This is a genomic window from Sphingomonas sp. DC1600-2 (assembly GCF_049897605.1).
GTDB lineage: Bacteria > Pseudomonadota > Alphaproteobacteria > Sphingomonadales > Sphingomonadaceae > Sphingomonas.
Genome location: NZ_JAFCWO010000006.1, coordinates 107,453 through 130,800, shown reverse-complemented (window position 1 = coordinate 130,800; position 23,348 = coordinate 107,453). Strand labels below are relative to the sequence as shown.

The 23,348-nt window shown below is 65.0% G+C and carries 17 protein-coding genes; 7 read left to right on the top strand and 10 right to left on the bottom strand.

Features of this window, described 5'->3' with window-relative positions; translation table 11 throughout:
• Positions 1-66: 66 nt before the first annotated feature.
• The gene (gene mgtA / locus ACP7BL_RS12930) at positions 67-2,631 is read left to right on the top strand and encodes a magnesium-translocating P-type ATPase (RefSeq protein ID WP_426258522.1); all 2,565 of its coding nucleotides are present in this window, start codon (positions 67-69) and stop codon (positions 2,629-2,631) included.
• Here the strand turns inward: mgtA and ACP7BL_RS12925 are convergent.
• The 4 genes from ACP7BL_RS12925 to ACP7BL_RS12910 form a co-directional block, all read right to left on the bottom strand.
• Positions 2,607-3,692, bottom strand: a complete 1,086-nt coding sequence (locus ACP7BL_RS12925; protein ID WP_426258521.1) for an AI-2E family transporter — start codon at positions 3,690-3,692, stop codon at positions 2,607-2,609. The two genes, mgtA and ACP7BL_RS12925, sit on opposite strands and share 25 nt — an antisense overlap.
• Positions 3,689-6,241, bottom strand: coding sequence for a cation-translocating P-type ATPase (locus ACP7BL_RS12920; RefSeq protein WP_426258520.1), 2,553 nt, complete (start codon positions 6,239-6,241; stop codon positions 3,689-3,691). Before ACP7BL_RS12920 ends, ACP7BL_RS12925 begins: the two co-directional genes overlap by 4 nt.
• 179 nt (positions 6,242-6,420) lie before the next feature.
• A complete protein-coding gene (locus tag ACP7BL_RS12915; protein ID WP_231565162.1) occupies positions 6,421-6,759 on the bottom strand; it encodes a hypothetical protein in 339 nt (112 codons plus the stop codon).
• Between the two features lie 17 nt (positions 6,760-6,776).
• On the bottom strand, positions 6,777-7,532 hold the full coding sequence (locus tag ACP7BL_RS12910; RefSeq protein ID WP_426258519.1) for a competence/damage-inducible protein A: 756 nt from the start codon (positions 7,530-7,532) through the stop codon (positions 6,777-6,779).
• Between the two features lie 63 nt (positions 7,533-7,595).
• On the opposite strand from ACP7BL_RS12910, the gene map reads away from it, so the two are divergent.
• The gene (map, locus tag ACP7BL_RS12905) at positions 7,596-8,420 is read left to right on the top strand and encodes a type I methionyl aminopeptidase (protein WP_126845403.1); all 825 of its coding nucleotides are present in this window, start codon (positions 7,596-7,598) and stop codon (positions 8,418-8,420) included.
• A gap of 82 nt (positions 8,421-8,502) precedes the next feature.
• Here the strand turns inward: map and ACP7BL_RS12900 are convergent, their stop codons facing one another.
• Positions 8,503-8,898, bottom strand: coding sequence for a DUF1842 domain-containing protein (locus ACP7BL_RS12900; RefSeq protein WP_426258518.1), 396 nt, complete (start codon positions 8,896-8,898; stop codon positions 8,503-8,505).
• A 468-nt stretch (positions 8,899-9,366) separates the two neighbouring features.
• Here ACP7BL_RS12900 and ACP7BL_RS12895 point away from each other — a divergent pair, with 468 nt between their 5' ends.
• The 4 genes from ACP7BL_RS12895 (at position 9,367) to ACP7BL_RS12880 (ending at position 13,365) form a co-directional block, all read left to right on the top strand.
• Complete coding sequence (locus ACP7BL_RS12895) at positions 9,367-9,705, top strand: P-II family nitrogen regulator (RefSeq protein WP_033965448.1); 339 nt, start codon at positions 9,367-9,369, stop codon at positions 9,703-9,705.
• A 95-nt stretch (positions 9,706-9,800) separates the two neighbouring features.
• The gene (gene glnA, locus ACP7BL_RS12890) at positions 9,801-11,225 is read left to right on the top strand and encodes a type I glutamate--ammonia ligase (protein WP_033965426.1); all 1,425 of its coding nucleotides are present in this window, start codon (positions 9,801-9,803) and stop codon (positions 11,223-11,225) included.
• A gap of 297 nt (positions 11,226-11,522) precedes the next feature.
• Positions 11,523-12,215: a DUF4336 domain-containing protein gene (locus tag ACP7BL_RS12885; RefSeq protein ID WP_426258517.1), complete on the top strand. Its 693-nt coding sequence runs from the start codon at positions 11,523-11,525 to the stop codon at positions 12,213-12,215.
• A 142-nt stretch (positions 12,216-12,357) separates the two neighbouring features.
• Positions 12,358-13,365 (top strand): alpha/beta hydrolase, encoded by a 1,008-nt coding sequence (locus tag ACP7BL_RS12880; RefSeq protein ID WP_426258516.1) that lies wholly within the window; start codon positions 12,358-12,360, stop codon positions 13,363-13,365.
• An 18-nt stretch (positions 13,366-13,383) separates the two neighbouring features.
• Here ACP7BL_RS12880 and ACP7BL_RS12875 read toward each other — a convergent pair whose 3' ends face one another.
• A complete protein-coding gene (locus ACP7BL_RS12875) occupies positions 13,384-13,824 on the bottom strand; it encodes a DUF983 domain-containing protein (RefSeq protein WP_426258515.1) in 441 nt (146 codons plus the stop codon).
• Positions 13,825-13,901: 77 nt separating this feature from the next.
• Complete coding sequence (locus ACP7BL_RS12870) at positions 13,902-14,876, bottom strand: quinone oxidoreductase family protein (RefSeq protein ID WP_426258514.1); 975 nt, start codon at positions 14,874-14,876, stop codon at positions 13,902-13,904.
• A gap of 117 nt (positions 14,877-14,993) precedes the next feature.
• On the opposite strand from ACP7BL_RS12870, the gene ACP7BL_RS12865 reads away from it, so the two are divergent.
• Positions 14,994-16,418 (top strand): aldehyde dehydrogenase family protein, encoded by a 1,425-nt coding sequence (locus ACP7BL_RS12865; RefSeq protein WP_426258513.1) that lies wholly within the window; start codon positions 14,994-14,996, stop codon positions 16,416-16,418.
• A 41-nt stretch (positions 16,419-16,459) separates the two neighbouring features.
• On the opposite strand, the gene ACP7BL_RS12860 is transcribed toward ACP7BL_RS12865, so the two are convergent.
• The 3 genes from ACP7BL_RS12860 to ACP7BL_RS12850 are packed head-to-tail and all read right to left on the bottom strand — an operon-like array spanning position 16,460 to position 23,340.
• A complete protein-coding gene (locus tag ACP7BL_RS12860) occupies positions 16,460-17,191 on the bottom strand; it encodes a hypothetical protein (RefSeq protein WP_033965428.1) in 732 nt (243 codons plus the stop codon).
• 15 nt (positions 17,192-17,206) lie between these two features.
• Positions 17,207-21,382 carry a translocation/assembly module TamB domain-containing protein gene (locus tag ACP7BL_RS12855; RefSeq protein WP_426258512.1) on the bottom strand — a complete coding sequence of 1,392 codons (4,176 nt, stop codon included), beginning with the start codon at positions 21,380-21,382 and terminating at the stop codon, positions 17,207-17,209.
• Entirely contained in the window at positions 21,379-23,340 is a 1,962-nt protein-coding gene (locus ACP7BL_RS12850) for an autotransporter assembly complex protein TamA (RefSeq protein ID WP_426258511.1), read from the bottom strand. Before ACP7BL_RS12850 ends, ACP7BL_RS12855 begins: the two co-directional genes overlap by 4 nt.
• Between the last annotated feature and the right edge of the window lie 8 nt (positions 23,341-23,348).

Sequence of the window (23,348 nt, the reverse complement as noted above, 5' to 3'; positions counted from 1 at the left end):
TCACCACCGGGCGCGTGCGTAGTTTCCGAAGCTACCGCGCGCCCACCGCCGACGGATAGTGGCAGGATGCACGCCCCCGCCCCCGGCTCCCCCACCGCGCCGTTTTGGACGCGCAGCGCCGACGCAGTATCGATTGAGCTTGATTGCGGCCATGACGGGCTGACCACAGCGCAGGCCGACGAGCGGCTCGCGCATTATGGGCCCAATGCCGATGCGATCGCGCGCCAGACCGGCGTGTTTCCCGCAATCGTCCGCCGCCTGTTCGAACCGCTATCGCTGATCCTGCTCGTCGCGGCGATCGTGTCGATTTCCACCGGCGACTCCGTGGGCGGGACAATCATCGTCGCCATTCTGTCGATCTCGATCGGGCTGGAGGCGGTGCAGGAACGGCAGGCGCTGGGCGCGGCGGCGGCGCTGCGCCGGACGGTGGCGCTGAAGGCCGAAGTCAAGCGCGACGGCCAGTTCGTGCAGATTGCGGTCGAGGGCGTGGTGCCCGGCGACGTGATGCGCGTGCGCGCGGGCGACATCATCCCGGCCGACGGGCTGGTGCTCGATAGTGATGCCTTTACCGCCAATGAGGCGGCGCTGACCGGCGAGCCGTATCCGGTGGAAAAGCGCCCCGGCACGGTCACCGGTGAGACGGCAGGCGAGGCGTCGAATGCGCTGTTTCGCGGCGCGGTCGGCCAGACCGGCGAGGCAATCGCGTTGGTCGTCCATTGCGGGGCAGCGACCGTGTTTGGCGGCGCGGCGGCGGCGCTGGACGAAGCGACCGAACTTTCCCCCTTTCAGCGCGACTTGCGCAGTTATGGGCTGCTCACCGCGCGGCTGACGATCGTGCTGGTCGTGGTGGTGCTGGCGACGAGTGTGTTCTTCGGGCGACCGGCGCTGCAATCGCTGATGTTCGCGGTCGCGCTGGCGGTGGGGCTGACGCCCGAATTGCTGCCGATGATTACCACCGTCACGTTGTCGCGCGGTGCGATGCGAATGGCCAGGCGCAAGGTGATCGTGAAGCGGCTGGCGTCGATCCATGACCTCGGCGCGATGACGGTGCTGTGTACCGACAAGACCGGCACGTTGACCTCGGCTGAAATCACGCTCGCGCGCAGCCTCTCGCCCACCGGGGCAACGGACCCGCGCGCGGCGCGGCTCGCCGCCATTGCCGCCGCTCTCGGTGGAGACCGCGGCGCGCTCGACGCGGCGTTGCTCGCCGCCGCGCCCGATGCGGATGCGGGCTGGACGCTGCTCGGACGCCACGCCTTCGACTTTGCGCGGCGGCTGGGATCTGTGGTCGCGACTGGCCCCGATGGCACGATCCTCATTGCCAAGGGTGCGCCCGAAGCCGTCCTCGCCTTGTGCACGTCGAGTCATGGGGGCAGCGTGATGGGTCCGAAGGAACGCGCCGCCGCGCTGGCGCAAGTCACGGCATTGGCCGGGCAGGAAGGCTTGCGCACGATCGCCGTGGCGTCGCGCGTCTGGACCGCCCCTGCGCAAACCGTGTCGGCAGCGGATGAAACCGGCCTCGTCTTCGAGGGTCTGTGTGCCTTTGCCGATCCGCCCAAGGCAACCGCCGCCGCAGCCATCGCCCGCCTGGCGGCAGCGGGAATCCGACTGAAGATCCTGTCGGGCGACGATCCGGTGGTGGTCAAGCGGCTGGCCGCGCTGGTCGGCATGAAGGCCGACCGCGTATTGTCGGGCTCGGACATCGCGCATCTGTCCGACGACGCGCTCGCGGTGCAGGTGCGGCATGTCGATGCCTATGGGCGGCTCGCGCCCGACCAGAAATCCCGCATCGTGCGGGCATTGCAGGCGCGCGGAGCGGTGGTCGGCTATCTGGGCGATGGCATCAACGATGCCCCGGCGCTCAAAGGGGCCGATATCGGCCTGTCGGTCGCGGGCGCAACCGGCGTCGCGCAGGCGGCCGCCGACATGATCCTGCTCGACAGCGATCTCGCGGTGGTCGCGGACGGCGTGGAAGAAGGGCGGCGGACCTTCGCCAACATCCTGAAATACATCCGCATGGGGGCCAGTTCGAACTTCGGCAACATGCTGTCGATGGCGGTGGCGTCGTTCTTCCTGCCGTTCCTGCCGATGTTGCCGACGCAGATCCTGCTCAACAACCTGCTCTACGACGTGTCCGAAATCGGCATTCCGTTCGACACCGTCCGCGCCGAGGCGATTGCGAAGCCACAAGTGTGGAATTTGCGCGACCTCGTAAAATTCGCCGCGATCATGGGGCCGCTCTCCTCGTTGTTCGACTTGCTGACCTTTGCCGGGCTGGTGCTGCTGTTCCATGCCGCACCGCCTGAATTCCGTACCGCGTGGTTTCTGGAATCGATGGCGACACAGGTGCTGGTGATCTTCATCATCCGCACCAATGGCAGGCCGTGGGCAAACCGCGCGAGCCCGATCCTGACGATGACGTCGCTCGGCGCGTTACTGGTGGCGCTTACCCTGCCCTTCACGCCGCTGGCGCACTGGCTGGGCTTCCAGACGCCGCCGCTGGCAATGACGGGCGGAATCCTTGTGGTGGTGGTCGCCTATCTGGCCTGTGCGGAGGTGCTGAAAGGCATTGCGATCAGGCCCAGCCGCCCATCACGCCATGCGCATCAGCGGACGTCGATACCCCGGTGAGCGTCGCGCGCTCGCGAGAAAATCTCCCAGGTCGCGATGAACATCGCCGCGATTACCGGGCCGACCACCAGCCCGTTAAACCCGAACAGTTCCAGGCCGCCAAAGGTCGAAATCAGCACAACATAATCGGGCATTTGCGTGTCGCGGCCAACCAGGATCGGCTTCACCACATTGTCGACGCTGCTGATGATGAAAAACCCGCACAGCGCCAGCGCAATCCCCTGCCAGATCGCGCCGGTTGCGAGCAGATACAGCGCCATCGGCACCCACACGATGCCCGTACCGATCGCCGGCAGCAGCGAGAACGCGCCCATCAGCACGCCCCACAGCAGCGCGCCGCCAATGCCGAGCGCCCACACGATCAGCCCGCCGATCATCCCCTGCAACACCGCGACGACCAGGCTGCCCTTGATCGTCGCGCGCACGACGGCGGCGAATTTGTCGAACAGCGCGCGGCGATATTCCGGAAGCAGCGGAATGGCATGTTCGACCTTGGCGACGATCTCGCGCCCGTCGCGCAACAGGAAGAAGCAGAGGTACAACATGATGCCGAGCGTCGCCAAAAGCCCGAACACGCTCTGCCCGAGGCTGAACGCGCGCCCCGCCAGCGAATCAAAGCTCTTGACCGCTCCGTCCGCGATCCGCGCGCGCACCGCGGCGAAATCGGTGAGGCCATAGCCCGCCAGTTGCTGTTGGACCCAGTTCGGCAAGCGCCCCTCGACCTGGAAGAACACGAGATCGAAATCGATCTTGCCCGACTTGATCTTGGCGTAGAGCCCCGCCGCCTGTTGCAGCAGCGCGCCGCCCAGCAGCACCGTAGGCAAGATCACCGCGAGCAGGATGACCAGCAGCGTCAACACCGTCGCAAGGCTGCGACGGCCGCCAAGCGCGGCGGTCAGCCAATCGGTCAGCGGCGCGAATACGATCGCGGCGACCACCGCCCACACGATCGCCCCGAAAAAGGGCGCGATGAGCCATGCGAAGACCAAGGATACGAGGATGAGGAACGCCAGGAAGAACCCGCGTTCGAGCGAGAAGCCGCGTGAGTCGGGTGCGATCATGCCGTCGCCGGACGCGCGATTGCGCCACGCCGCATGATCGAGCGCACGACCGGCTTGCACAGTTCGAGCAGCACCAGCAGCCCCGCCCCCAAACCGACTGCGAACACCATGTCGATCCACGCGATCGACCCGAATTTCAGCAAGATTTGCGCGGCGGGCAGGAAGAAGATCAGACTGGCGATGACGACGATCGCCGCCAGCACGGCGCGCAGCGCGCTATTGTGTCGCGCAAAGGCCTCGATGATCGACGCGCCGAACGAGCGGTTGACGAGAATGAGTGCCAAAATTTCGGCGATCAGCGCGAAGAACACCAGCGCGCGGACCTCCACTTCGGGCATACCGCCGCGCACTTCCAGCAGGAACACGGTTGCCAGCATGGCAAAGGCCAACCCGCCCTGAAACACGCCCCACGCGATCATCGTCACGGAGAAGAGCGGTTCGTTCGGGTCGCGCGGCGGGCGTTGCATGATGTCTCTTTCCCCGCGCTCGGCCTCGAACACAAGCGCGCAGACGGGATCGATCACCATTTCCAGCAAGGCGATATGGATTGGCCCGAACAGAATCGGCATGCCAAACACCAGCGGCAGCAACGCCAGCCCCGCGATCGGCACATGCACCGCGAAGATGAACGCCATCGCCTTGCGGATATTGTCGTAAATCCGTCGACCGAGCGCCACTGCCTGCACGATTGCGCCGAAATCGTCGTCGAGCAGCACGATCGCCGCCGCCTCGCGCGCGACATCGGTGCCGCGCTTGCCCATCGCGATGCCGATGTGCGCCGCCTTTAGCGAGGGCGCGTCGTTGACCCCGTCCCCAGTCATTGCCACCACTTCGCCATCGGCTTTGAACGCCTGAACGATGCGCAATTTCTGTTCGGGCATGATGCGGGCGAACACCGTTACCGTCTTCAACCGCACGGCAAGCGCGGCATCGTCGAGCGCCGCCAGTTCATCGCCGGTCAGCATGTCCCCATCGGCGATTCCCGCCTGCGCCGCGATCGCCTTGGCGGTGGCGGCATAATCCCCCGTAATCATCGCCACGCGGATTCCCGCTGAGCGGCATTCGGCAACAGCCGCCTTCACCGTCGGGCGCAGCGGATCGGCCAGCCCGACCAAACCGACCAATTCGAACGCAAAGCCCGCCTGCGTTTCCGGCCAATCGGTATTGGCGGCGACCGCCGTCGCCACGCCGAGCACGCGAATGCCGCGCGCGGCCATCCGATCCACCGCCAGCGTCATACGGTCGCGTTCACCGGGTGCCAGCTTGCACAAATCGGCAATCGCCTCGGGTGCGCCCTTGGTCGCGACGATCAGCCGGTCGTCATCGGTGCGCCAGACATTGGACATGGCGAGCAGATCGGGCCGCAGCGCATAACCGTGGACGTGCGTCCAGTCAGGCCCCGTCGGCGCGCAGACTTCGACATGCGCCTGATGCAGCGCGATTTCCATCGGGTCGGACGGTTCCACCGCGCTGGCCAGCGCGGCCATGCACACGATCGGCCCGTAATCGGCAAAGGCGCAAGGTGCCTCCCCCAGCGTCGCATCCTCGCCCGAGGCCAGCCACAAAGCGACCACCGACATGCGGTTTTCGGTCAGCGTACCGGTCTTGTCGGTACACAGCACGGTTGCCGACCCCAGCGTCTCGATCGCCGCCGCGCGCCGCGTCAGCACGCCGACCGCGCCGATCCGCCACGCCCCCATCGCCAGGAAGATAGTGAGCACGACCGGAAATTCCTCGGGCAGCATCGACATGCCGATCGCGATCCCGGCGAGGATCGCCTCGATCCAGCCGCCGCGCAGCAGGCCGAACAGCACCACCACCGCCAGCGCCACCGCGCCCCCGCCGATCGCGCACCAGGTGACGATGCGAGTGGTTTCGCGCTGGAGCCGCGGCGCTTCGGTATCGAGCGTGGCGAGCGACTGGCCGATCTTGCCGATTTCGCTGCGAGGGCCCGTCGCGGTCACCTCGGCGATGCCGCTGCCCCGCGCGACCAGCGTGCCCGAATAGACATAGGGCTGATCCTCGCCGCCCGGACGGTGATCGGCTGATGGAGCGTCGGCTTGAACCGCCTTGCCGACCGCCAAAGACTCGCCGGTCAACAATGATTCATCGGCCTGAAGATCGTCCGCGCTGAGCAAGCGTCCATCGGCGGCGATGCGATCCCCCTGCTCCAGCACCAGCAGATCGCCGCACACCACCTCGCGCCCCGGAATGCGCAACCGCTCGCCCCCGCGAACGACCAGGGCGCTGGGTGCGGAGAGATCGCGCAGTGCCTCCAGCACCCGTTCAGTGCGGGTTTCCTGCACGACGGTGACGACCACCGAAAAACTGGCAAAGGCCAGCAGGATCAACGCCTCGGTCAAATCGCCCAGCAACAGGTAAGCCATGCCGCCTGCCAGCAGCAACGCGAACATCGGCTCCTGCACCACCTCAAACGCGATATGAAAGGTCGAGCGCCGCCCGGCGCGGGGCAAGGCATTGGGCCCGTCGCGCACCAGACGATCGACGGCTTCGGCAGGCGAGAGACCAGCGGGTCCGGGCGTCATCATGATGGCTTTCCCCGACACCGTGTCACCGGCGACACGATCCTGCCGACAGCGCAGGGTGCGCGCGCGATGACAGGAGCAATGCCGCGCCGCCCCAGCTTCTGCTATGCGTGCTTTCCCCTAGACGGAACCATGCCGAGCATGGCCGCTATGCTTCATCCGTTCACGCAATATGGTCTTTTCTAGCGCTTCTTGGGCTGGGGTACGCCGCTTACCCAGAAGATGCCGCCTGGCTGCAAGGCGATGACATATTGGCCGTGGTCGTCGCATTCGGCGATCCAGGTCGCCTTGCCGTCGATCGGCGCGTGCTTCTCCATCCGCACGATCTTCTGGCAGGTATAGCCGCCGTCGCGGATCGCACGGAACATCGTCGTCTGCTGTAACGAGGGCGACAACGCGTCGATCTTCGCTTCCATCGGATCATGCGTCGCTGCGGCGGCGGGCTTGTCGCTGCCGCTGGGGCTGCCATCGCACGATGCCAGCGCCGCCGTCAGGATCATCGCCACACAGATACGTTTCATCATGTCGCTCCTGTCCTTCAAATCCCGCCCGCCACAACCGTCCGCCCGGTCGCCTCCAACGCGCGCGTCAAGTCCGCGATACAGCGGTCGGCCAGCGCGGCGTCGGTCGCGCGCACCACGAAATTGGCACCGGTGCGCCCCTCGCGAAAGAAGGGATAACTCCCAATTGCCACGCCCTCATGGCTTTTTTCGGCCTCGCGCAGCAGGTCGGCGATTTCGCTTTCGCCAACCCAGCAGCCGATCGTGCGCGACAGCACCGGCAACCCGCCCTCCAGCGTGCCGGTCAGCGCGTCGAGCATCCCCGCCGTTATGTGCGGTACCCCGGCCATGATGAAAATATTGCCGACGCGGATGCCCGGCGCGCCCGACATGCGGTTCTCGATCAGGTCGGCCCCTTCGGGCACGCGCGCCATGCGCTTGCGCGCTTCGGTCAGGCCGCCGCGCGTGGTGTAATAGGCCTCCAGCACCGCCACCGCTTGCGGGTGGTGGACCACCGGGACGCCGAGCGCCTCGGCAATGGCATCGACGGTGATGTCGTCATGCGTCGGGCCAATGCCGCCTGTCGTGAACAGATAATCGTTGCGCGCGCGCAGCACGTTGACCGCCTCGACGATCGCTGCGGTCTTGTCGGGCACAACGCGCACCTCGGCCAGCCGGATGCCCTGCACGTTCAGCCAGGTCGCGATTTGCGCGATATTCTTGTCCTGCGTGCGGCCCGACAGGATCTCGTCGCCGATCACCGCCAGCGCGGCCGTCCAGATGCGTGTCGTCATGCTTCCCGCATAGCCCGCATCGTGGCCCTCGCAAAGCCCAAGCGGCTTCGCTATATCGCGGGGATGACCGAATATGTAACCGTAACCGCCGACGCGCCCACCGCCCGTACCGGTGCCATCAAGCTTCATGGGCCCGAAGCCTTTGCAGGTATGCGTGCCGCCGGAAAACTCGCCGCCGAAGCGCTCGACATGATCGTGCCGCACATGGTGCCCGGCATGGCCACCGCCGAACTGGACGCGATGATCCGCCGTTTCATCGTCGAACGCGGCGGCGTGCCCGCAACGCTGGGCTATCGTGGCTATACGCATTCGAGCTGTATCTCGACCAATCATGTCGTGTGCCACGGCATTCCCAGCGACAAGACGTTGAAAAATGGCGACATCGTCAATGTCGACGTCACCCCGTTGCTCGACGGCTGGCACGGCGATAGCAGCCGCATGTATTTGATCGGCGACGTGCCGATCAAAGCGAAGCGGCTGGTCGAGGTAACCTATGAATGCCTGATGCTCGGCATCGAAGCCGCCAAGCCGGGCAACCATCTGGGCGACATTGGCGACGTGATCCAGCGCCACGCCGAAAAGCACCGCTATGGTGTGGTGCGCGATTTCTGCGGCCACGGCGTCGGCCGCCTGTTCCATGATGCGCCCGAAGTGGTCCATGCCGGTCGCCCCGGCACCGGCCCCGAACTGAAGCCCGGCATGATCTTCACGATCGAGCCGATGATCAACACCGGTCGCCCCGACGTGAAGGTGCTCGACGATGGCTGGACGGCGGTGACGCGCGACCGTTCGCTGTCGGCGCAGTTCGAACATTCGATCGGCATCACCGAGGACGGCTGCGAGATCTTCACGCTCAGCCCCGGCGGGTTCGACAAGCCGCCTTATTGAAATTTGATCCCCGATCGGTCTTAGCGAGACATCCGAAAGGCAGCATGGGGCGAGGCGGCCCCGCCCCACGCTGCCGCTAGGTTCAGCTGACTTTGCTTACCGTGCCGTGCGTAATGGTGTGGTTAACATAGGTATAAGTGCCAACGCCGTTCCATTCCGCATCGACGGCCAGCGCCGCCGAGAAGTGCGCCAGATAGCTGCCGATCGCGGGCGGCGGCACCGACACGACATATTCCCCATGCAGCGCGATGAGCCGTGTATCGTGCCCGAAACCGGTATGATGCAGCACGCCGCTGACGGGAAATTCGATCGATCCGTAGGGCGGCGGCAGCGACTGCGTAATGTGCGCCGTGCCATGGATTTGACCAGAAACCGCATTGACCAGCAGCGACAAATGCAAGGTGGGAGCACCGACGATCGGCTCAACGCCGAGCTGGACCAACAGCTTTACTTGATAAAGACCTACTGCTTCAGACATGGTTTATCTCCTGCTTCTTGAGAGAATAAAACAACACGTCGAGGATTGAGTCGTTACGCGCATCGTACATTTTCGGTATAATTTTTACACTGACGCCCTTGAACGCCCTTCAAGGGTATAATGCACGACTCCCGACTCGACCTCCGAAGAGTATCATTTCTCTCTTTGAGTCCAAAGCCGCTTTTGTCGCGTAAGCAGCTGAACCAACATCACTCCTTCGGTAAATTTCTTGCGGGTGCAGAAGTTTTTATTTCATCTTTTTTTGGTTCAATCGAACCGACACGACCACGCGCACTCGCATGCGCGACGGCATCGTCGTGCCTGCCAATCCGGCAATTCCCCCGCCTCCTGCCCATTTGTTGAGCATCGTGACATGGGTGCCGACCGGGTCCGCCCGCGCTTTTGCGCCCCTCGCGCGGCTGGCACGGTTGTTGTAAGGTGAACCGACATAATGGGAGTGCGTGCTGCGTGAAAAAGATCGAGGCGATCATCAAGCCGTTCAAACTCGATGAGGTGAAGGAGGCGCTGCACGAGGTTGGCGTCAGCGGCATCACGGTGACCGAAGCCAAGGGGTTCGGTCGTCAAAAGGGGCATACCGAACTGTATCGCGGCGCGGAATATGTGGTCGACTTCCTGCCCAAGGTAAAACTCGAAGTGGTGGTGGAGGATTCGCTGGCGGAACGCGTCGTCGAAGCCATTGCCGCGGCCGCGCAGACCGGGCGCATCGGCGACGGCAAGATCTTCGTCATTCCGGTCGAAACCGCGCTGCGCATCCGCACCGGCGAACGCGACGAGGATGCCATTTGACGCAGCGCAACATCTTGTGACAACGCGATCATCCTAGTGGAATGTGATTCCCGAATTGCTCGGGCTATTGATCGATAACGAAAGGGCGTGGGGACATGGCGAATTCGGCTCCAAACACTGCGAGCGACGTACTGAAGATGATCAAGGAGCAGGAGATCGAGTGGGTCGATCTGCGCTTCACCGATCCCAAGGGCAAATGGCAGCATTTGACGATGGTCGCCGGCGTTGTCGGCGAAGATGAGCTGACCGACGGCTTCATGTTCGACGGCTCCTCGATCGAGGGCTGGAAGGCGATCAACGAATCCGACATGATCCTGAAGCCCGATTTGGACGCGGTGTGGACCGATCCGTTCTCGGCCACGCCGATGCTGATCCTGGTGTGCGACATCGTCGAGCCCTCGACCGGCGAACTCTATGCGCGCGATCCGCGCTCGACCGCCAAGCGCGCCGAGGCGTATCTGAAGACCACCGGCATCGGCGACACCGTGTATATCGGGCCGGAAGCCGAATTCTTCATGTTCGACAACGTCCAGTTCGAGAACAGCTATTCGACCAGCTATTACAAGATCGACGATATCGAGCTGCCCACCAACACCGGCACCTCGTATGAAGGCGGCAACCTCGGCCACCGTCCGCGCGCCAAGGGCGGTTACTTCCCGGTCGCGCCGGTCGACAGCGCCGTCGACATTCGCGGCGAAATGGTTTCGACCATGCTCGAAATGGGCCTGCCGTGCGACAAGCATCACCACGAAGTGGCGGCTGCCCAGCACGAGCTCGGCCTCACCTTCGGCACGATGACGCTGACCGCCGACCGCATGCAAATCTACAAGTATGTCTGCCACAATGTCGCGCAGGCGTACGGCAAGACCGTCACCTTCATGCCCAAGCCGATCAAGGAAGATAACGGCTCGGGGATGCACACCCATCTGTCGATCTGGGACAAGGGCCAGCCGCTGTTCGCGGGCAATGGCTATGCCGGCCTGTCGGACACCTGCCTGTATTTCATCGGCGGCATCATCAAGCACGCCAAGGCGGTGAACGCCTTCACCAACCCGACCACCAACAGCTATAAGCGCCTGGTGCCGGGTTACGAAGCCCCCGTGCTGCTCGCGTATTCGGCGCGCAACCGCTCGGCCTCGTGCCGCATTCCCTATGGCACCGGCCCCAAGGCAAAGCGCGTCGAAGTGCGCTTCCCCGACGCGATGGCCAACCCGTATCTGTGCTACGCGGCGCTGTTCATGGCCGGCCTCGACGGCATCCAGAACCGCATCCACCCGGGTGAGGCGATGGACAAGAACCTGTACGACCTGCCGCCGGCAGAACTGGCCGAAGTGCCGACCGTCTGCGGTTCGCTCCGCGAAGCGCTCGAAAGCCTGGCCGCCGATCACGACTTCCTGCTCAAGGGCGACGTGTTCTCGAAGGACCAGATCGAATCGTACATCGAGCTGAAGATGCAGGACGTGGCGCGTTGGGAAATGACGCCGAGCCCGGTCGAGTTTGATATGTACTACAGCTACTGAGGCTGCCGTGCCGGCAGCCGGTGGGGACAAGGCGAAGCCAAAGTCCCCACAGGAGCTGTCGGCCGGCCTCGCTCTAGCGAGGACCGACGGCGTGGCTTTGCCACGACGTGATCTAGGAAAAGGCGTCCGGAGCGATCCGGGCGCCTTTTCTCTTTCGTGAACATCGCACAACCGTCCGGCAGCGCGCTCCAACGGCGCGTTCCCCGCCCCTTCCGGCCGTTGCACGAATGCAGTAATGCCGAGGCAAGCATCCTTGAGGGGCTCGGCGGTGTCTTTAGCGAACTCGGGGGGGGTGAGATGCTGCAACGCTTCGGTGAAGAGATATGGACGGCCAATGGCCCGACGGTATCCGTCGCGGGCTTCGACTATCCCACCCGCATGATTGTCATCCGCTTATCCGATGGCGGACTCTTCCTCTGGTCGCCGACGGCCTTCTCCAGCGAGCTTCAGCGTGCCGTCGATCTGCTCGGACCGGTGCGCCACATCGTCGCGCCGAATACCTTGCATCACACCTTCATCGCCGACTGGCAGCAGGCCTACCCGGACGCAAAATCCTATGCAGTGCCGCAATTGCGCGCCAAGCGCCCGGACCTGAAGTGGGACAGCGACCTCAAGGATACGCCCGCAGCGGCGTGGTCGAAGGATATCGACCAGGTGGTCGTTCGAGGAAATCGCATCACGACCGAAGTCGTCTTTTTCCATCGTCACAGCCGAACCGCGATCTTTACCGATTTGATCCAACACTTTGAGCCGGAATGGTTCAAGGGCTGGCGCGCCCTAATAGCGAGGCTGGATTTGCTGACTGCGCCCAAACCGACCGTCCCCAGAAAATTCCGGGTTACCTTTTACGATCGAACTATTGCTCGGCAGGCGCTGCAAAGGATCATGGCTTGGCCAACCGAGGCGGTGCTGGCAGCGCACTCCGCGCCGGTAACGCAAGGTGGCCGAGACGCCATCGCCCACGCCTTCGGATGGTTGCTCGGTCGATAGCGTTTGCCAAAGACCGCCACCGCTCAACTTTGCCAATCGAGAAGGTTGGCGTTGGCGTAAAGGGCAACGGCGGCTACCATCCGTTCGCGCAACCACGCTGACCTTGAACCACGGGCTGCGCATTCAAATCAGGAGATACGGTGTGTCGCGGTTACGGTTCTTCGCACTCTCGCTCCTCACCTTCTGCATCGCAGGAGTAGCCGGAGGCCAGACTGCCAAGTCCGATAGCACGCCAGCCCGCGTCCAGATCTCAAAGGACGAACGCGAAGGCGTATGGCAAGCCCCCGCCGAGGGTGTTCAGATACCACTATGGCCTGCGAACGTCGCGCTCGCCAAACCCGACAGCGGGGATCGTCCTGAAGCAACGGGCAATGGCACCGGTCTGGTTGGCGGGCGCAAATGGCATTGGGCGACCTATGTCACTCGACCGACCATGACGCTCTATCGCCCCAAGGGCCAGAACAACGGCGCAACGATGCTGGTCCTGCCGGGCGGTGGGTTTGAAGTCGTCGCGACGGATTTGGAAGGCACCGAAATCTGCGAATGGGTGGTGCAGCAGGGCATGACCTGCGCAATGCTCAAATACCGGACTCCGCAAGCCTGGCCAGCGGAAAATGGACAGCAACAGCGGCCGAAGGTGCTGTTGGCGTTGGAAGATGCCCAACGCGCGATGGGATTGCTACGACAGGATGCCGCCAGATACGGTATCGATCCCCATAAGATCGGCGTGATCGGGTTTTCAGCCGGTGCCTATCTCGCCGCGAATATGAGCAATACGGAAGTGCGTACCTATCCGCCAGCAGACGCGGCCGACCGACAATCGCCACGGCCCGACTTCGCGATCATCGCCTATACGGCGCGCATGGTGGACACCAGCAAGGGGCGGAACAGCCTGGACTTGCAACCTTGGGTGACGATCAGCCCGAAGGCCCCGCCGACGCTCATCCTGCACGCCATGAACGATCCAATGGACAATATCCGGCAGCCAATGGCCTATGCGCTGGCGCTGAACGACGCAGGCGTACCGGTCGACCTACGGCTCTATGCGAAGGGCGGCCACGCTTTCGGGATGCGCCCAACCGCCGATCCGATCACCACCGAATGGCCTGGGCAGGTCAAGCAATGGCTGCACGACATCGGCGTTCTTTAATGCCGAACACCCACCCCCTCACTCATCAAACGCCGTCCCACCCTTCTCCACCGTCCGCCCGTTCAACTGCCCCCACAATTGCGCGGTCCCCGCTTCATGCGCCTTATTCACATATTGCGAGGCGACCAGCCATCCTTTGAGCGGGCGGAGCGGCAGCAGGCATCCCGCCAGCATCAGCGGCAGCGAGGTGACGGCATGGACCCAGAAAGGCGGGCTGAACGCCACCTGGAACCACACCACCACGAACAGCAGCGGAAACGCGACGATGCACAACGAGAAGAAGGCGGGGCCGTCATCGGGCGAGGCGAAGCTGTAATCCAGCCCGCACACCTCGCAGCGATCGACCACCTTCAGCCATGACCGGAACATATGCCCCTTGCCGCAGCGCGGGCACAGGCCCTTGGCACCGGATTTGAGGATCCAGCGCCATTTTTCGCCCTCGGTCTGTGTGTCCGCCATGTCTGATCCAACCTTTTCGCTGCCGCCTAGATAGGAACCCGCGCCCCGACTGCGATGAGACAAAATGCCCAAGGCGGTTACACGGTCAGCACGGTCGCTCCACACGTCTCCCCGGCTTCCAGCGCGCGGTGCGCGGCGGCAGCGTCTTCCAGTGCGAAGGTCTGGCCGATTTCAGGGGTGATCGCGCCTGAGCGCAGCATCGCGAACACGCGGTCGATCCCGGCCTGGCGCTCCTCTGGCGTGACATAATAGCTGAAAAGCGTCGGGCGGGTGACGAACAGCGATCCGCGTGCCGACAGGATGCCGAGGTCGACCCCGGTCACCTTGCCACCGGCATTGCCGAAGCTGACGATCAGCCCGCGCCGCGCGGCACTCGCCAGCGAAACCTCCCAGGTCGCCATGCCGACACCGTCGAAAATGATCGGCACACCCGCGCCGTCGGTCAACTCGCGCACGCGCTGCGCCACGTCTTCGCTCTTGTGCAGCAAGACGTGGTCGGCCCCCGCCGCCTTGGCCTGTACGGCCTTTTCCGTGCTGCCAACGGTGCCGATCACGGTCGCACCGATCGCCTTCAACCAGCCGACCAGCAAATGCCCGGTGCCACCTGCCGCCGCATGAACCAGAACGGTCTGTCCGGCCTGTACGCGCGCGCAGCGCTCGACCAGAAATTCGGTGGTGCACCCTTTGAGCAACACGGCGGCAGCGGTCTGATCGCTAATATCGTCGGGCAGTTTCAGAAGGATCTTGGCGGGAACGTTACGCTCGGTCGCATAGGCACCAAGCGCGGGGCCGAACGTGCCGACGCGGTCGCCCGGCGCAAAATCGGTAACCCCCGGTCCAACCGCCACGACCACCCCCGCCGCTTCGGAGCCAAGGCCGCTCGGCAGGTTGACCGGATAAACGCCCTTGCGGTGATACACGTCGATGAAGTTCAGGCCGACTGCGGCATTGCGCATTCGCACCTCGCCAGGGCCGGGATCGGGCAAATTCACATCGCCCCATTCGATCACTTCGGGGCCACCAATGCGGTCGATCCGCGCAACGCGTGCCATTTGCCTATCTCCTTATCGAACCGCCCTAACCGACGACGTACGTTTCGGGTTGCAACCTATTTCGTCCCGCTCCATTTGTCGTCGCGTACCAGAAATTCAAGACGGTGGAGAGCGGCGATGAAGAGCTACCTCAAACAGTATATCAACGGTGCGTGGGTCGACAGCATCGGCGGCACGCGCCACGCGGTGATCAACCCCGCAACCGAGCAGGCCTGCAGCGAAATCGCGCTCGGCACCGCCGCCGATGTCGATGCCGCCGTCGCCGCCGCGCGGACAGCGTTCGAGACCTACTCGCAGACCACCGTCGCCGAACGCGCCGCCCTGCTTGAGCGGATCATCGAGGAATATAAGAAGCGCATCCCCGATCTGGCGCAGGCGGTCAGCCAGGAAATGGGCGCACCGATCGGCTTTGCCACGGCGGCGCAAGTGCCTGCGGGGCTCGGGCATTTCATCTCCACGCTAAAAGCGCTCAACGCCTTCCAGTTCGACGAACAAATCGGCCGCGCGCGCGTGGTGCATGAGCCCCTCGGCGTCGTCGCGATGATTACGCCGTGGAACTGGCCGCTCAACCAGGTCACCGCCAAGGTCGCGCCTGCCCTCGCGGCGGGCGACACGATGATCCTGAAGCCAAGCGAGGAATCACCCGGCTGCGCGGTGATCCTGGCCGAAATCCTCGATGCCGCAGGCGTGCCGGCGGGCGTGTTCAACCTCGTCAATGGCGATGGCGCGGGCGTCGGCTCGGCGCTGTCTGCGCACCCGGACGTGGATATGGTCAGCTTCACCGGATCGACTCGCGCCGGAATCGCGATCGCGCAAAATGCGGCGGCGACGGTCAAGCGCGTGCATCAGGAACTGGGCGGCAAGGCGGCCAATCTGGTGATCGAAGGGGCAGACCTGGCAGCGGTGCTCCCCCCGACGGTGCAGGGCGTGCTCGCCAATTCGGGCCAAAGCTGCATCGCGCCCACGCGCCTGCTGGTGCACAAAAGCCAGGTCGCGGACGCCACCGGCATCGTCAAGGCGATGATGGAGGGCACACCAGTGGGCGACCCGGCCGAAATGGGCGCGCATATCGGCCCGGTCGTCAACAAGGCGCAGTTCGACAAGATCCAGGGCCTGATCCAGTCGGCGATCGACGAAGGCGCGACGCTGGTCACCGGCGGTACCGGGCGGCCCGACGGACGCAATGTTGGCTATTTCATCAAGCCGACGTTGTTCACCGACGTAACCCCCGCCATGCGCATCGCGCAGGAGGAAGTGTTCGGCCCGGTCGCCACGATCATCGCCTATGACACCGAAGACGAAGCGGTGAAGATCGCCAACGGCACGCCCTACGGCCTGTCCGCAACGATCTCGGGCGATCCCGCCAAGGCCGCCAAGATCGCACCACGGCTGCGCGCCGGGCTGGTGACGATCAATTCGTGGAGCCCCGACGGCAGCGCGCCGTTCGGCGGCTACAAGCAATCGGGCAATGGACGGGAAAACGGCAAGTTCGGGCTGACCGATTTCATGGAAGTCAAGACCGTGATCGGCGAGCCTGCCTGACCCCAAGCGCGGGCGGCTCCTAGCCGCCCGCGCATGATCGGTTAAGGCGTTACGCCGGTTTGCGGGCGGGCGGGCTGAAGCTTTTCAGCGTGAAGCTCGCGCCCTCGCGCACGATATGGTGCTTGGGCGGCAGCGGCTTTTGCGGGGGCCGCTGCGTTTCGGCAGTTTTGGGCAGATCCGGCATTGGCTTTACCTCCAGGGCGGCACCGCTCGCTCGGAGTGGTGAACGCCTCTGCCAGCAATATAGTCGCTTCCGCGCAGAATGCGAGCAGGAAGCCGGTCATCACGAATAGCAGTACCTGGCTCCGAGCCTTTGCCTTCGCAACGTTGTTTCGCCTGTTGCGTGTCGCGGCATCGGCGAACTCACCGATCATCAGGGTCCGCAAATCGTCGCGAACCAGACCGTCTCGCTCGACCGCTTTCTTGCCAATGTCCTGATAGAAGGTGCCCAAGGTCTGCGCATAATCCAGGATTTCGACATCATTGGGCGGATAACGATAGTCGCGCAGGCGGATGACATCCCAAAACCAGCGCCCCGCGATGACAAAGCACCCGACCGATCCAACCAACAGAAACACCACCGCGATCGTCCAGCCCGGATCGCGCACCGAAAAGGCCGAGCGATAAATGCTCGGCAGGACGGCGACGGCAAGGCCCAGGATCGCCGCGAAAAACGGCAGCGAGCGCCAGATTGCCTCATCGGCGTCCAACTCGCGCTTGTAGGAGTCCGCAAAGAGTGCCGAGAGATATTCGTCGGTCTTGGTTTCCGCCACCGCCTGCTCCCCGCCTCAATAATCCTTCGATACGCGCAAGTTTGCGCTTTGCCGTCCGAGCGTCGAGATCGTCGACAGCACCGACAGCCAACGCGTCACCTGGAACTCGACCTGCGTCGCCGAATAGCCGGCTCCGTCGGTGACGATCTCGGCATAAAAGCGCCGCGTGATGTATTTGCCCGCCGCGACCGAGGTGCCCTGCCCGGTCTGCGCGTCGGCGGGAAGGATGCGCAAGCGGTCGAGCCCGGCCACGCGGCGGACCGCGTTGATCGGATCGAGCCCCCCCTTGCCGTTCTGCAGCGCCGCCACTGCCGAGGCCAGTTGCAACGCCTCGGGGGCGGACAGATTGGTGATCGACGTGCCGAACAACAGCCGCGACAGCAATTCGTCCTGCGGCAAGGCAGGCACGCTGGAGAAGGTGATTTCGGGCTTGAGCGCCGGGCCGGTGACGTTGATCGAGGCGTTCAGCCCGGTAGTGTTGGCATTGGCCGAGATATCCAGCGCCGGATTGGCGGGGACTTCGCCGGCAAACAGGATCTTGCCGCGTTCGAGCGCGAAGCTGCGCCCGGCGAAATCGTAATTGCCCTGCACCAGATCGGCGCGACCGGTGATCGCGGGATTGTCGGGCGCGCCGCCGATCTTGAGGTCGGCCGACCATTCGCTGCGCAGGCCAAGCCCGGTGACCAGCACCTGATTGGCGGCGCGCGCATGGATGGCGAGTTGCCACGGCGTACGCGGAGCTTCGTCATCCTCCACGCCGCCGCCGGGGACGTTGATTTCGCGAATGGCGAGTTGCGGCACCGCGCTGGCGGCGCTCGCCTGGCCCAGACGATAGCGTGCCTTGTCGAGCCGCAGATCGCCCGAAATCGTGCCCCCCGCCCCATCCGACTGGAAGCGCAACGGGCCGGTGACGGTCGCGCCGATATCGTCGCGCGCGATCATCACCGCGCGGTCTGTCTGCAAGGTCAGGTCGAGCCCAAGGCCGTTCTTGGCGGCGAAATTGAAGGTGCCGCTGCCGTTGACACGCCCGCCTTTGCCCGCATCGGCGGCGAAGCGATCGATCGTGAGGCGCGACCCGCCAAAGCGCCCGGACGCCTGAACATTGGTGAGCACGGTGCCGGTTGTCGCGCTTTCGATGCGCGCACCCTTGGCCTGGACGACGCCGGTGATTTGCGGATTGGCGATCGTCCCGCCAACGTCCGCACCGATCGCGACCGGGCCGGTCAGATCGAACAGTTCGACCCCGGTCAGCCGCCAGATCGTGTCGGCGGGCCCATCATAGCGAAGCTGCGCAAACGCCCCGGCATTGGATACGCGCGTCGCCAGATCGGGGCCTGCGGGCAAGGTCAGCAGCATTTGCGCGCGCCCGACGGTCTTGCCGCCGGTGGCCGCGACCGCGCGCGCTGCGATGCGGTCGGGCGACAGCGCTCCGGCAATCCCGACATCGACCGGACGCGATGACAGGATCAGGCCCGAACGCGTCAGGCCACGCACCGTCATATCGATCTTGCCGGTCGGCGCCGCGCCGCCGCCTTGCGCATAGGACAGGGTGCCCGAAGCATTGCCGCCGAGGCCAAGTCCCGGATAGCCGATGTCGAGGATCGACAGCGGCATCCGCGCAAGCGTTGCGTCGATCGCGCTCGATTTTCCGGTGAAGCGGCCCGACAGCTTCGCGTCCCCGCCCGAGAAGGTGAGGTCGGTCGAAGCCAGTCGCCAGCCATCGCCATCGCGCGTGAACACCGCAGGGGTGACGAGCTTCAGCGGCCGACGATCGAGCGTACCCTGCGCGGTCACGGAGTAGCTGTCCGGCGTCACGCGGGTGAGCGACTGAATATCGAAGGCACGCCCGCTCGACCCGGCGATCGAGGCGGTAACGGAGCCGGTGCCGCCGCGCAGCGAGGCGCGCGCAGCAAAGCGCCCGATCACCAGCGACCCGCGCCGCAACCCAGCGCCGGTCACGCTCGCTTCAATCGATGTGCCCGCCGGATCGAGCAGCGCCACCGCATCGAGATGCCCGCGCCGCAACACCACCGCATCGCTCAATCGTGCTGTGGTGGCATCGAGATGCGCCTCGATCCGCTGATGCTCGCCCACCGGGCGGAACAGCACCGCGCCCGACAAGCCCCCACCGGCCACCGTCAGCGTGCCGTCAAACCCGCCCGGCACGATCCGCAGCGGCCCCTTGGCATGTGTCCCGCTCACCGCCAGATCGGCGATGGAGATCGTCCCGTCGCCGCCCTTGGGCAACAGGATCGCGCCATTGCCGCTGAACGCCCCCAGCCGCGATCCGCCGCGCGCGGTGAAGGTGAACCCCTCTGCCGTCGGATCGAGATGCGCGATCACGTCGCTGAGGCCCATCGTGTCGTTGGGGCTTTTGAACACCAGATCGAGCGTCGGATGGTCGATCTTGCCATCGAGCTTCAGCGTCAGCGGGCCATAGGTTGCTTGCTGGCCCACCCCTTCGAAATGGAAGGTGCCGTCGCGGCGGCGATAGCCATTGCCGGTGATGCGGATTTGCGGCGCGGTCAGCACGAGATGGTTGAGGTGGAGGATCCCGTCGGGCGTCCGCTCCAACCCAGTAACGAGGCGCGGCAACCCGCCTGCCAGCGACCGGAAGAACGCATTTTCCAGCGTCAGCATCCGCGCCGTGCCCTGGCCGACGACGCGCGTGCCGTGGCCGCCGGGGCCCGGCACCGCCTTGAGTTCCGTCTGCACGTCGACCACGCCGAGGCCGGGAATGCGGTAGCGCCCCAGGCCACCATTCAGACCAATATCATAGCGACCGTCGCTGAGATCGAGCAGCAGGTTGATCCGCCCGTTGAGCTTGTCCGAGCTCAGCTTGAGGTCGTCGCCGATGACCAGCTTCGAGGTCACCCGCAGCACGCCATCGATCGTGAGATTGCGCAGGATGCCGCCCGCCACATCGCCAACCCCGGTGACGCGCGCCGCGACCGCGTGGATCGGCAGCAACACCGGCTGTTTGGACAAATGCCCGCGACCCGCGGCGTGGAAGTCCTCGAAACCCGTATCGTCAAAGGCAAAGCGCGCTGCGCTCAGGCGGTAGTCGAAGGCCGCCGTCGCGAAGCGACCGTCGAGGATGGTGCGCAATTCGATCGCACGCCCGGTCATGTTGGGGAACAACGCCGGTGGCCGCAGCAGGATCGTGTGGAGCCGCACATTGCGATAGGCGCTTTCCGCCAGATCGAGCGTGCCATCGCCAGTCAGGCTGAGCGAGACCGAACGGAGCGACAGCGTGCCCTTGAGCTGCCGGTCGACCAGCGTAGCGCCACCATTCACCAGCACGCGCGGGGCGGTCAGCCGTTCGAGCTTGCCATGCACCAGCGGCCCCGGCGTCAGGACACCCGAAAGCGTATAGGCCCCAGCGCGATTGGTGAGCGCGAGATCGACCAGCCGCGTCGGGCCGACATCGGCAATCGCCTTGCCCTGCCACGCCTGCCAGCTTCCCTTGCCCGCAATATCCAGCGCAATCGGTCGCGCGACCCCGATCAGCTTGGCGAGCACGCCCGTGGCGCTGCCGCGCGCCCGCGCCGCAACCTCCAGCCGATTGCGATCGGGCTCGGCGTCGAGATGCACGCGCAGCCGGTCACTCCCCGCCACCATCGCCGCCAGATCGATCAGCGCGCGGCGATTGTGGATGTCCGCGCGCGCGCGCAACCGCCCGATCCGCTCGACCCCGGTCACCGCGCGCCCGACGATCAGCCGGTCCACCGCCAACGCCCCGATGCGAATATCGAACCCCGGCAGGATCGGCCCCTTGGTCTCGGTCGGGCGCGTCTCGGGCAATTTGGCCAGTGTCGCGCTCGGGATGCGCAAGCTGGTGATATCCAGCCGATTGTCGAGCCAGCGCAGCGGCGACCAATGCAGGTCGGCACGCGGTGCCGCAAACACCAGTCCCTTCGGGTCGCGCACGCGCACATCGATCAGCGTCGCGCGGTTGTAGATCGATCCCTCGATCCGCCCGATGCTGTAGCGCAAGCCATTGGCGGGCCGCAGTCCGGATATGGTATCGGCGATCATCCGGTGCCCGATCGCGGTATCGACCAGCCCCAGCGCGGCGAGCAGCACCAGCAGCAGGCCGAGCACCGCACCCAGCACAATCCGCCCCCAATGGCGGCGGCGCGGCGGGACAGGTGCGGCTTCAACCGTCTCCGGGAGCGAGTCCCCGGTCAAAACGCCTGCCCCAACGAGACATAGACGGCGACGCGCGGATCGCCCTTGGCGGGGTTTACCGGCGTGCCGACATCGATGCGGATCGGCCCGAAATTGGAATAATAGCGCACGCCAATGCCGGTGCCGTAGCGCATTCCGCCCAGCGTCGGGATGCCGCCGGTGTAGATGTTGCCGCCATCGAAGAACGGCACCACGCCGAAATGGCCAAACGCCTTGACCCGCGCCTCGAGCGAAAATTCGGCAAGGCTGCGCCCGCCGATCGGATCGTTATTGGGGTCGCGCGGGCCGATGTCCTGATAGCCATAACCGCGCACCGACGCCCCGCCACCGGCGTAGAAGCGCCGCGACGGGGCCACCGCATCGCGCGGGGCCCCCGCGATGGTGCCCAGGCGAATGCGTCCCGCCAGCACCGTACCCGCCGTGATGGGTTGGTAGGCGCTGGCGTCGATCTGCATCTTGGCATAGCCAAAGATCGATCCTTCCAGCGACGCCTCGGGCGAGAAGCGTCCGCTCAGGCGGAAGCCGCGCGTCGGGTTGAGCAAATCGTTCGACCCGTCATAGCTGAGCGAGGTCGGCAGGGCGGCAATGAAATAGGTACGCCGACGCGGGGCACCGGTGGTGACGATCACATCGCGCTCGTCCGACGCGGCAAGCTCCCCGCCCAGCGACCAGGTCCACTTCTTCTGGAAGAAGATGTTGGTCTGCCGCTCCAGGCTGCCCGAGAGCGACACGGTGCGCGCCTGATAGGCGGTGCGCTTCAGGTTGGAGGCAGCCGCCTGAAAGGTCAGCACGCGGTCGCGCCCTTCGAAATTGTTGCGGCGGAAGATGACGCTCGCCAATTGCTCCTCGGTGCCGAGCACGCCGCGCAGCGTCAGCGCGCCCTCGGGCGGGAACAGATTGCGGTGCGTCCAGCTCACTTCCGCGCGCGCGCCTTCGCCAGTGCCGTAGCCAAGCTCCCCGGCAATGGTGTGCGGCGGTGCCGGTTCCAGGCCGACCGCGATGTCCACCGTTCCCGGCTCGGTGCCTTCAACGGGCTCGATCTTGGTCGAGGAGACCAGCCCGGTCTGAATCACCGCCCGCCGCAAATCGACCAGCGCAGAGGCATCATAGGTCTGGCCGGGGACGAAGCGGGCAATGTCCTGCACATGCTTGGCCCCGAACACCTTGTCGCCCGAAGTCATCACGATCTTGCCGAAGCGGCGCTCGGCCCCCGGTACCACCGCCATATCCAGCGTGGCGGTGTGCGCGGCGCGATCGACGACGATTTGCGGATCGCCAACCACGGCAAACGGGAAACCGCGATCGTTGATCGTGGTGCGCAGGCTCGTCTCGCCCGCGACCACGGCATCCGAATTGACGGCATCGCCCGGATTGACCCCGAAGGCGTGGCGAAGCGTTTGCGCCTTCGCGCCCGCCGCTTCCACCCCTGCGACGTTGACACCCGCGAAGGTGTAGAGTTGCCCCGGCTCGGCATCCAGCACGACCAGCGGTCGCGCAGCCGGTTCCACCCGCGTCGTCACGTGCGCATCGTAATAGCCTTCGGCGCGCAGCAATGTCGTGAGCAGGGTTGCGTCCTCGCGCGCGCGGCGATCGAGCTGCGCGGCATTGGCGGGTTGGCCGACATTGGCTTTCAGCGTCGACAACTGGGCGAAACGATCGCTGAGCAGGCTACTCGCGACATCGTCGATCCCGTCGACGCGGAAATCATAGCGGGTGTCCCCGGTCAGCGCGGTTGGCGTATCCGCCGAAACCGGCTCGGGCGGGGCCTTGGACAAATCGGGCCAGTCGACCCCCAGCCCCGGCAACGGCGCGAGCGGCGATTGTGGGTCGAGCGGCGATACCTTGAGGTCAGCCGGATCGGTCGACGGACGCACTTGCGCCATCGCACGCGGGCAAAACACACAAAGGACTCCGGCGGCGGCCAACGACACGCCCCGCCGCCCGACCGACAACGCCATGGCTCGTC

What these genes read in the sequence shown, in the direction of transcription:
- ACP7BL_RS12850 (WP_426258511.1), bottom strand. Translation starts at nt 23,340, where the DNA reads ATGGCGTTGTCGGTCGGGCGGCGGGGCGTGTCGTTGGCCGCCGCCGGA.
- ACP7BL_RS12875 (WP_426258515.1), bottom strand. Translation starts at nt 13,824, where the DNA reads ATGGCGGACACACAGACCGAGGGCGAAAAATGGCGCTGGATCCTCAAA.
- ACP7BL_RS12915 (WP_231565162.1), bottom strand. Translation starts at nt 6,759, where the DNA reads ATGAAACGTATCTGTGTGGCGATGATCCTGACGGCGGCGCTGGCATCG.
- map (WP_126845403.1), top strand. Translation starts at nt 7,596, where the DNA reads ATGACCGAATATGTAACCGTAACCGCCGACGCGCCCACCGCCCGTACC.
- ACP7BL_RS12925 (WP_426258521.1), bottom strand. Translation starts at nt 3,692, where the DNA reads ATGATCGCACCCGACTCACGCGGCTTCTCGCTCGAACGCGGGTTCTTC.
- ACP7BL_RS12870 (WP_426258514.1), bottom strand. Translation starts at nt 14,876, where the DNA reads ATGGCACGCGTTGCGCGGATCGACCGCATTGGTGGCCCCGAAGTGATC.
- ACP7BL_RS12885 (WP_426258517.1), top strand. Translation starts at nt 11,523, where the DNA reads ATGCTGCAACGCTTCGGTGAAGAGATATGGACGGCCAATGGCCCGACG.
- ACP7BL_RS12900 (WP_426258518.1), bottom strand. Translation starts at nt 8,898, where the DNA reads ATGTCTGAAGCAGTAGGTCTTTATCAAGTAAAGCTGTTGGTCCAGCTC.
- ACP7BL_RS12865 (WP_426258513.1), top strand. Translation starts at nt 14,994, where the DNA reads ATGAAGAGCTACCTCAAACAGTATATCAACGGTGCGTGGGTCGACAGC.
- ACP7BL_RS12920 (WP_426258520.1), bottom strand. Translation starts at nt 6,241, where the DNA reads ATGATGACGCCCGGACCCGCTGGTCTCTCGCCTGCCGAAGCCGTCGAT.
- ACP7BL_RS12910 (WP_426258519.1), bottom strand. Translation starts at nt 7,532, where the DNA reads ATGACGACACGCATCTGGACGGCCGCGCTGGCGGTGATCGGCGACGAG.
- glnA (WP_033965426.1), top strand. Translation starts at nt 9,801, where the DNA reads ATGGCGAATTCGGCTCCAAACACTGCGAGCGACGTACTGAAGATGATC.
- mgtA (WP_426258522.1), top strand. Translation starts at nt 67, where the DNA reads ATGCACGCCCCCGCCCCCGGCTCCCCCACCGCGCCGTTTTGGACGCGC.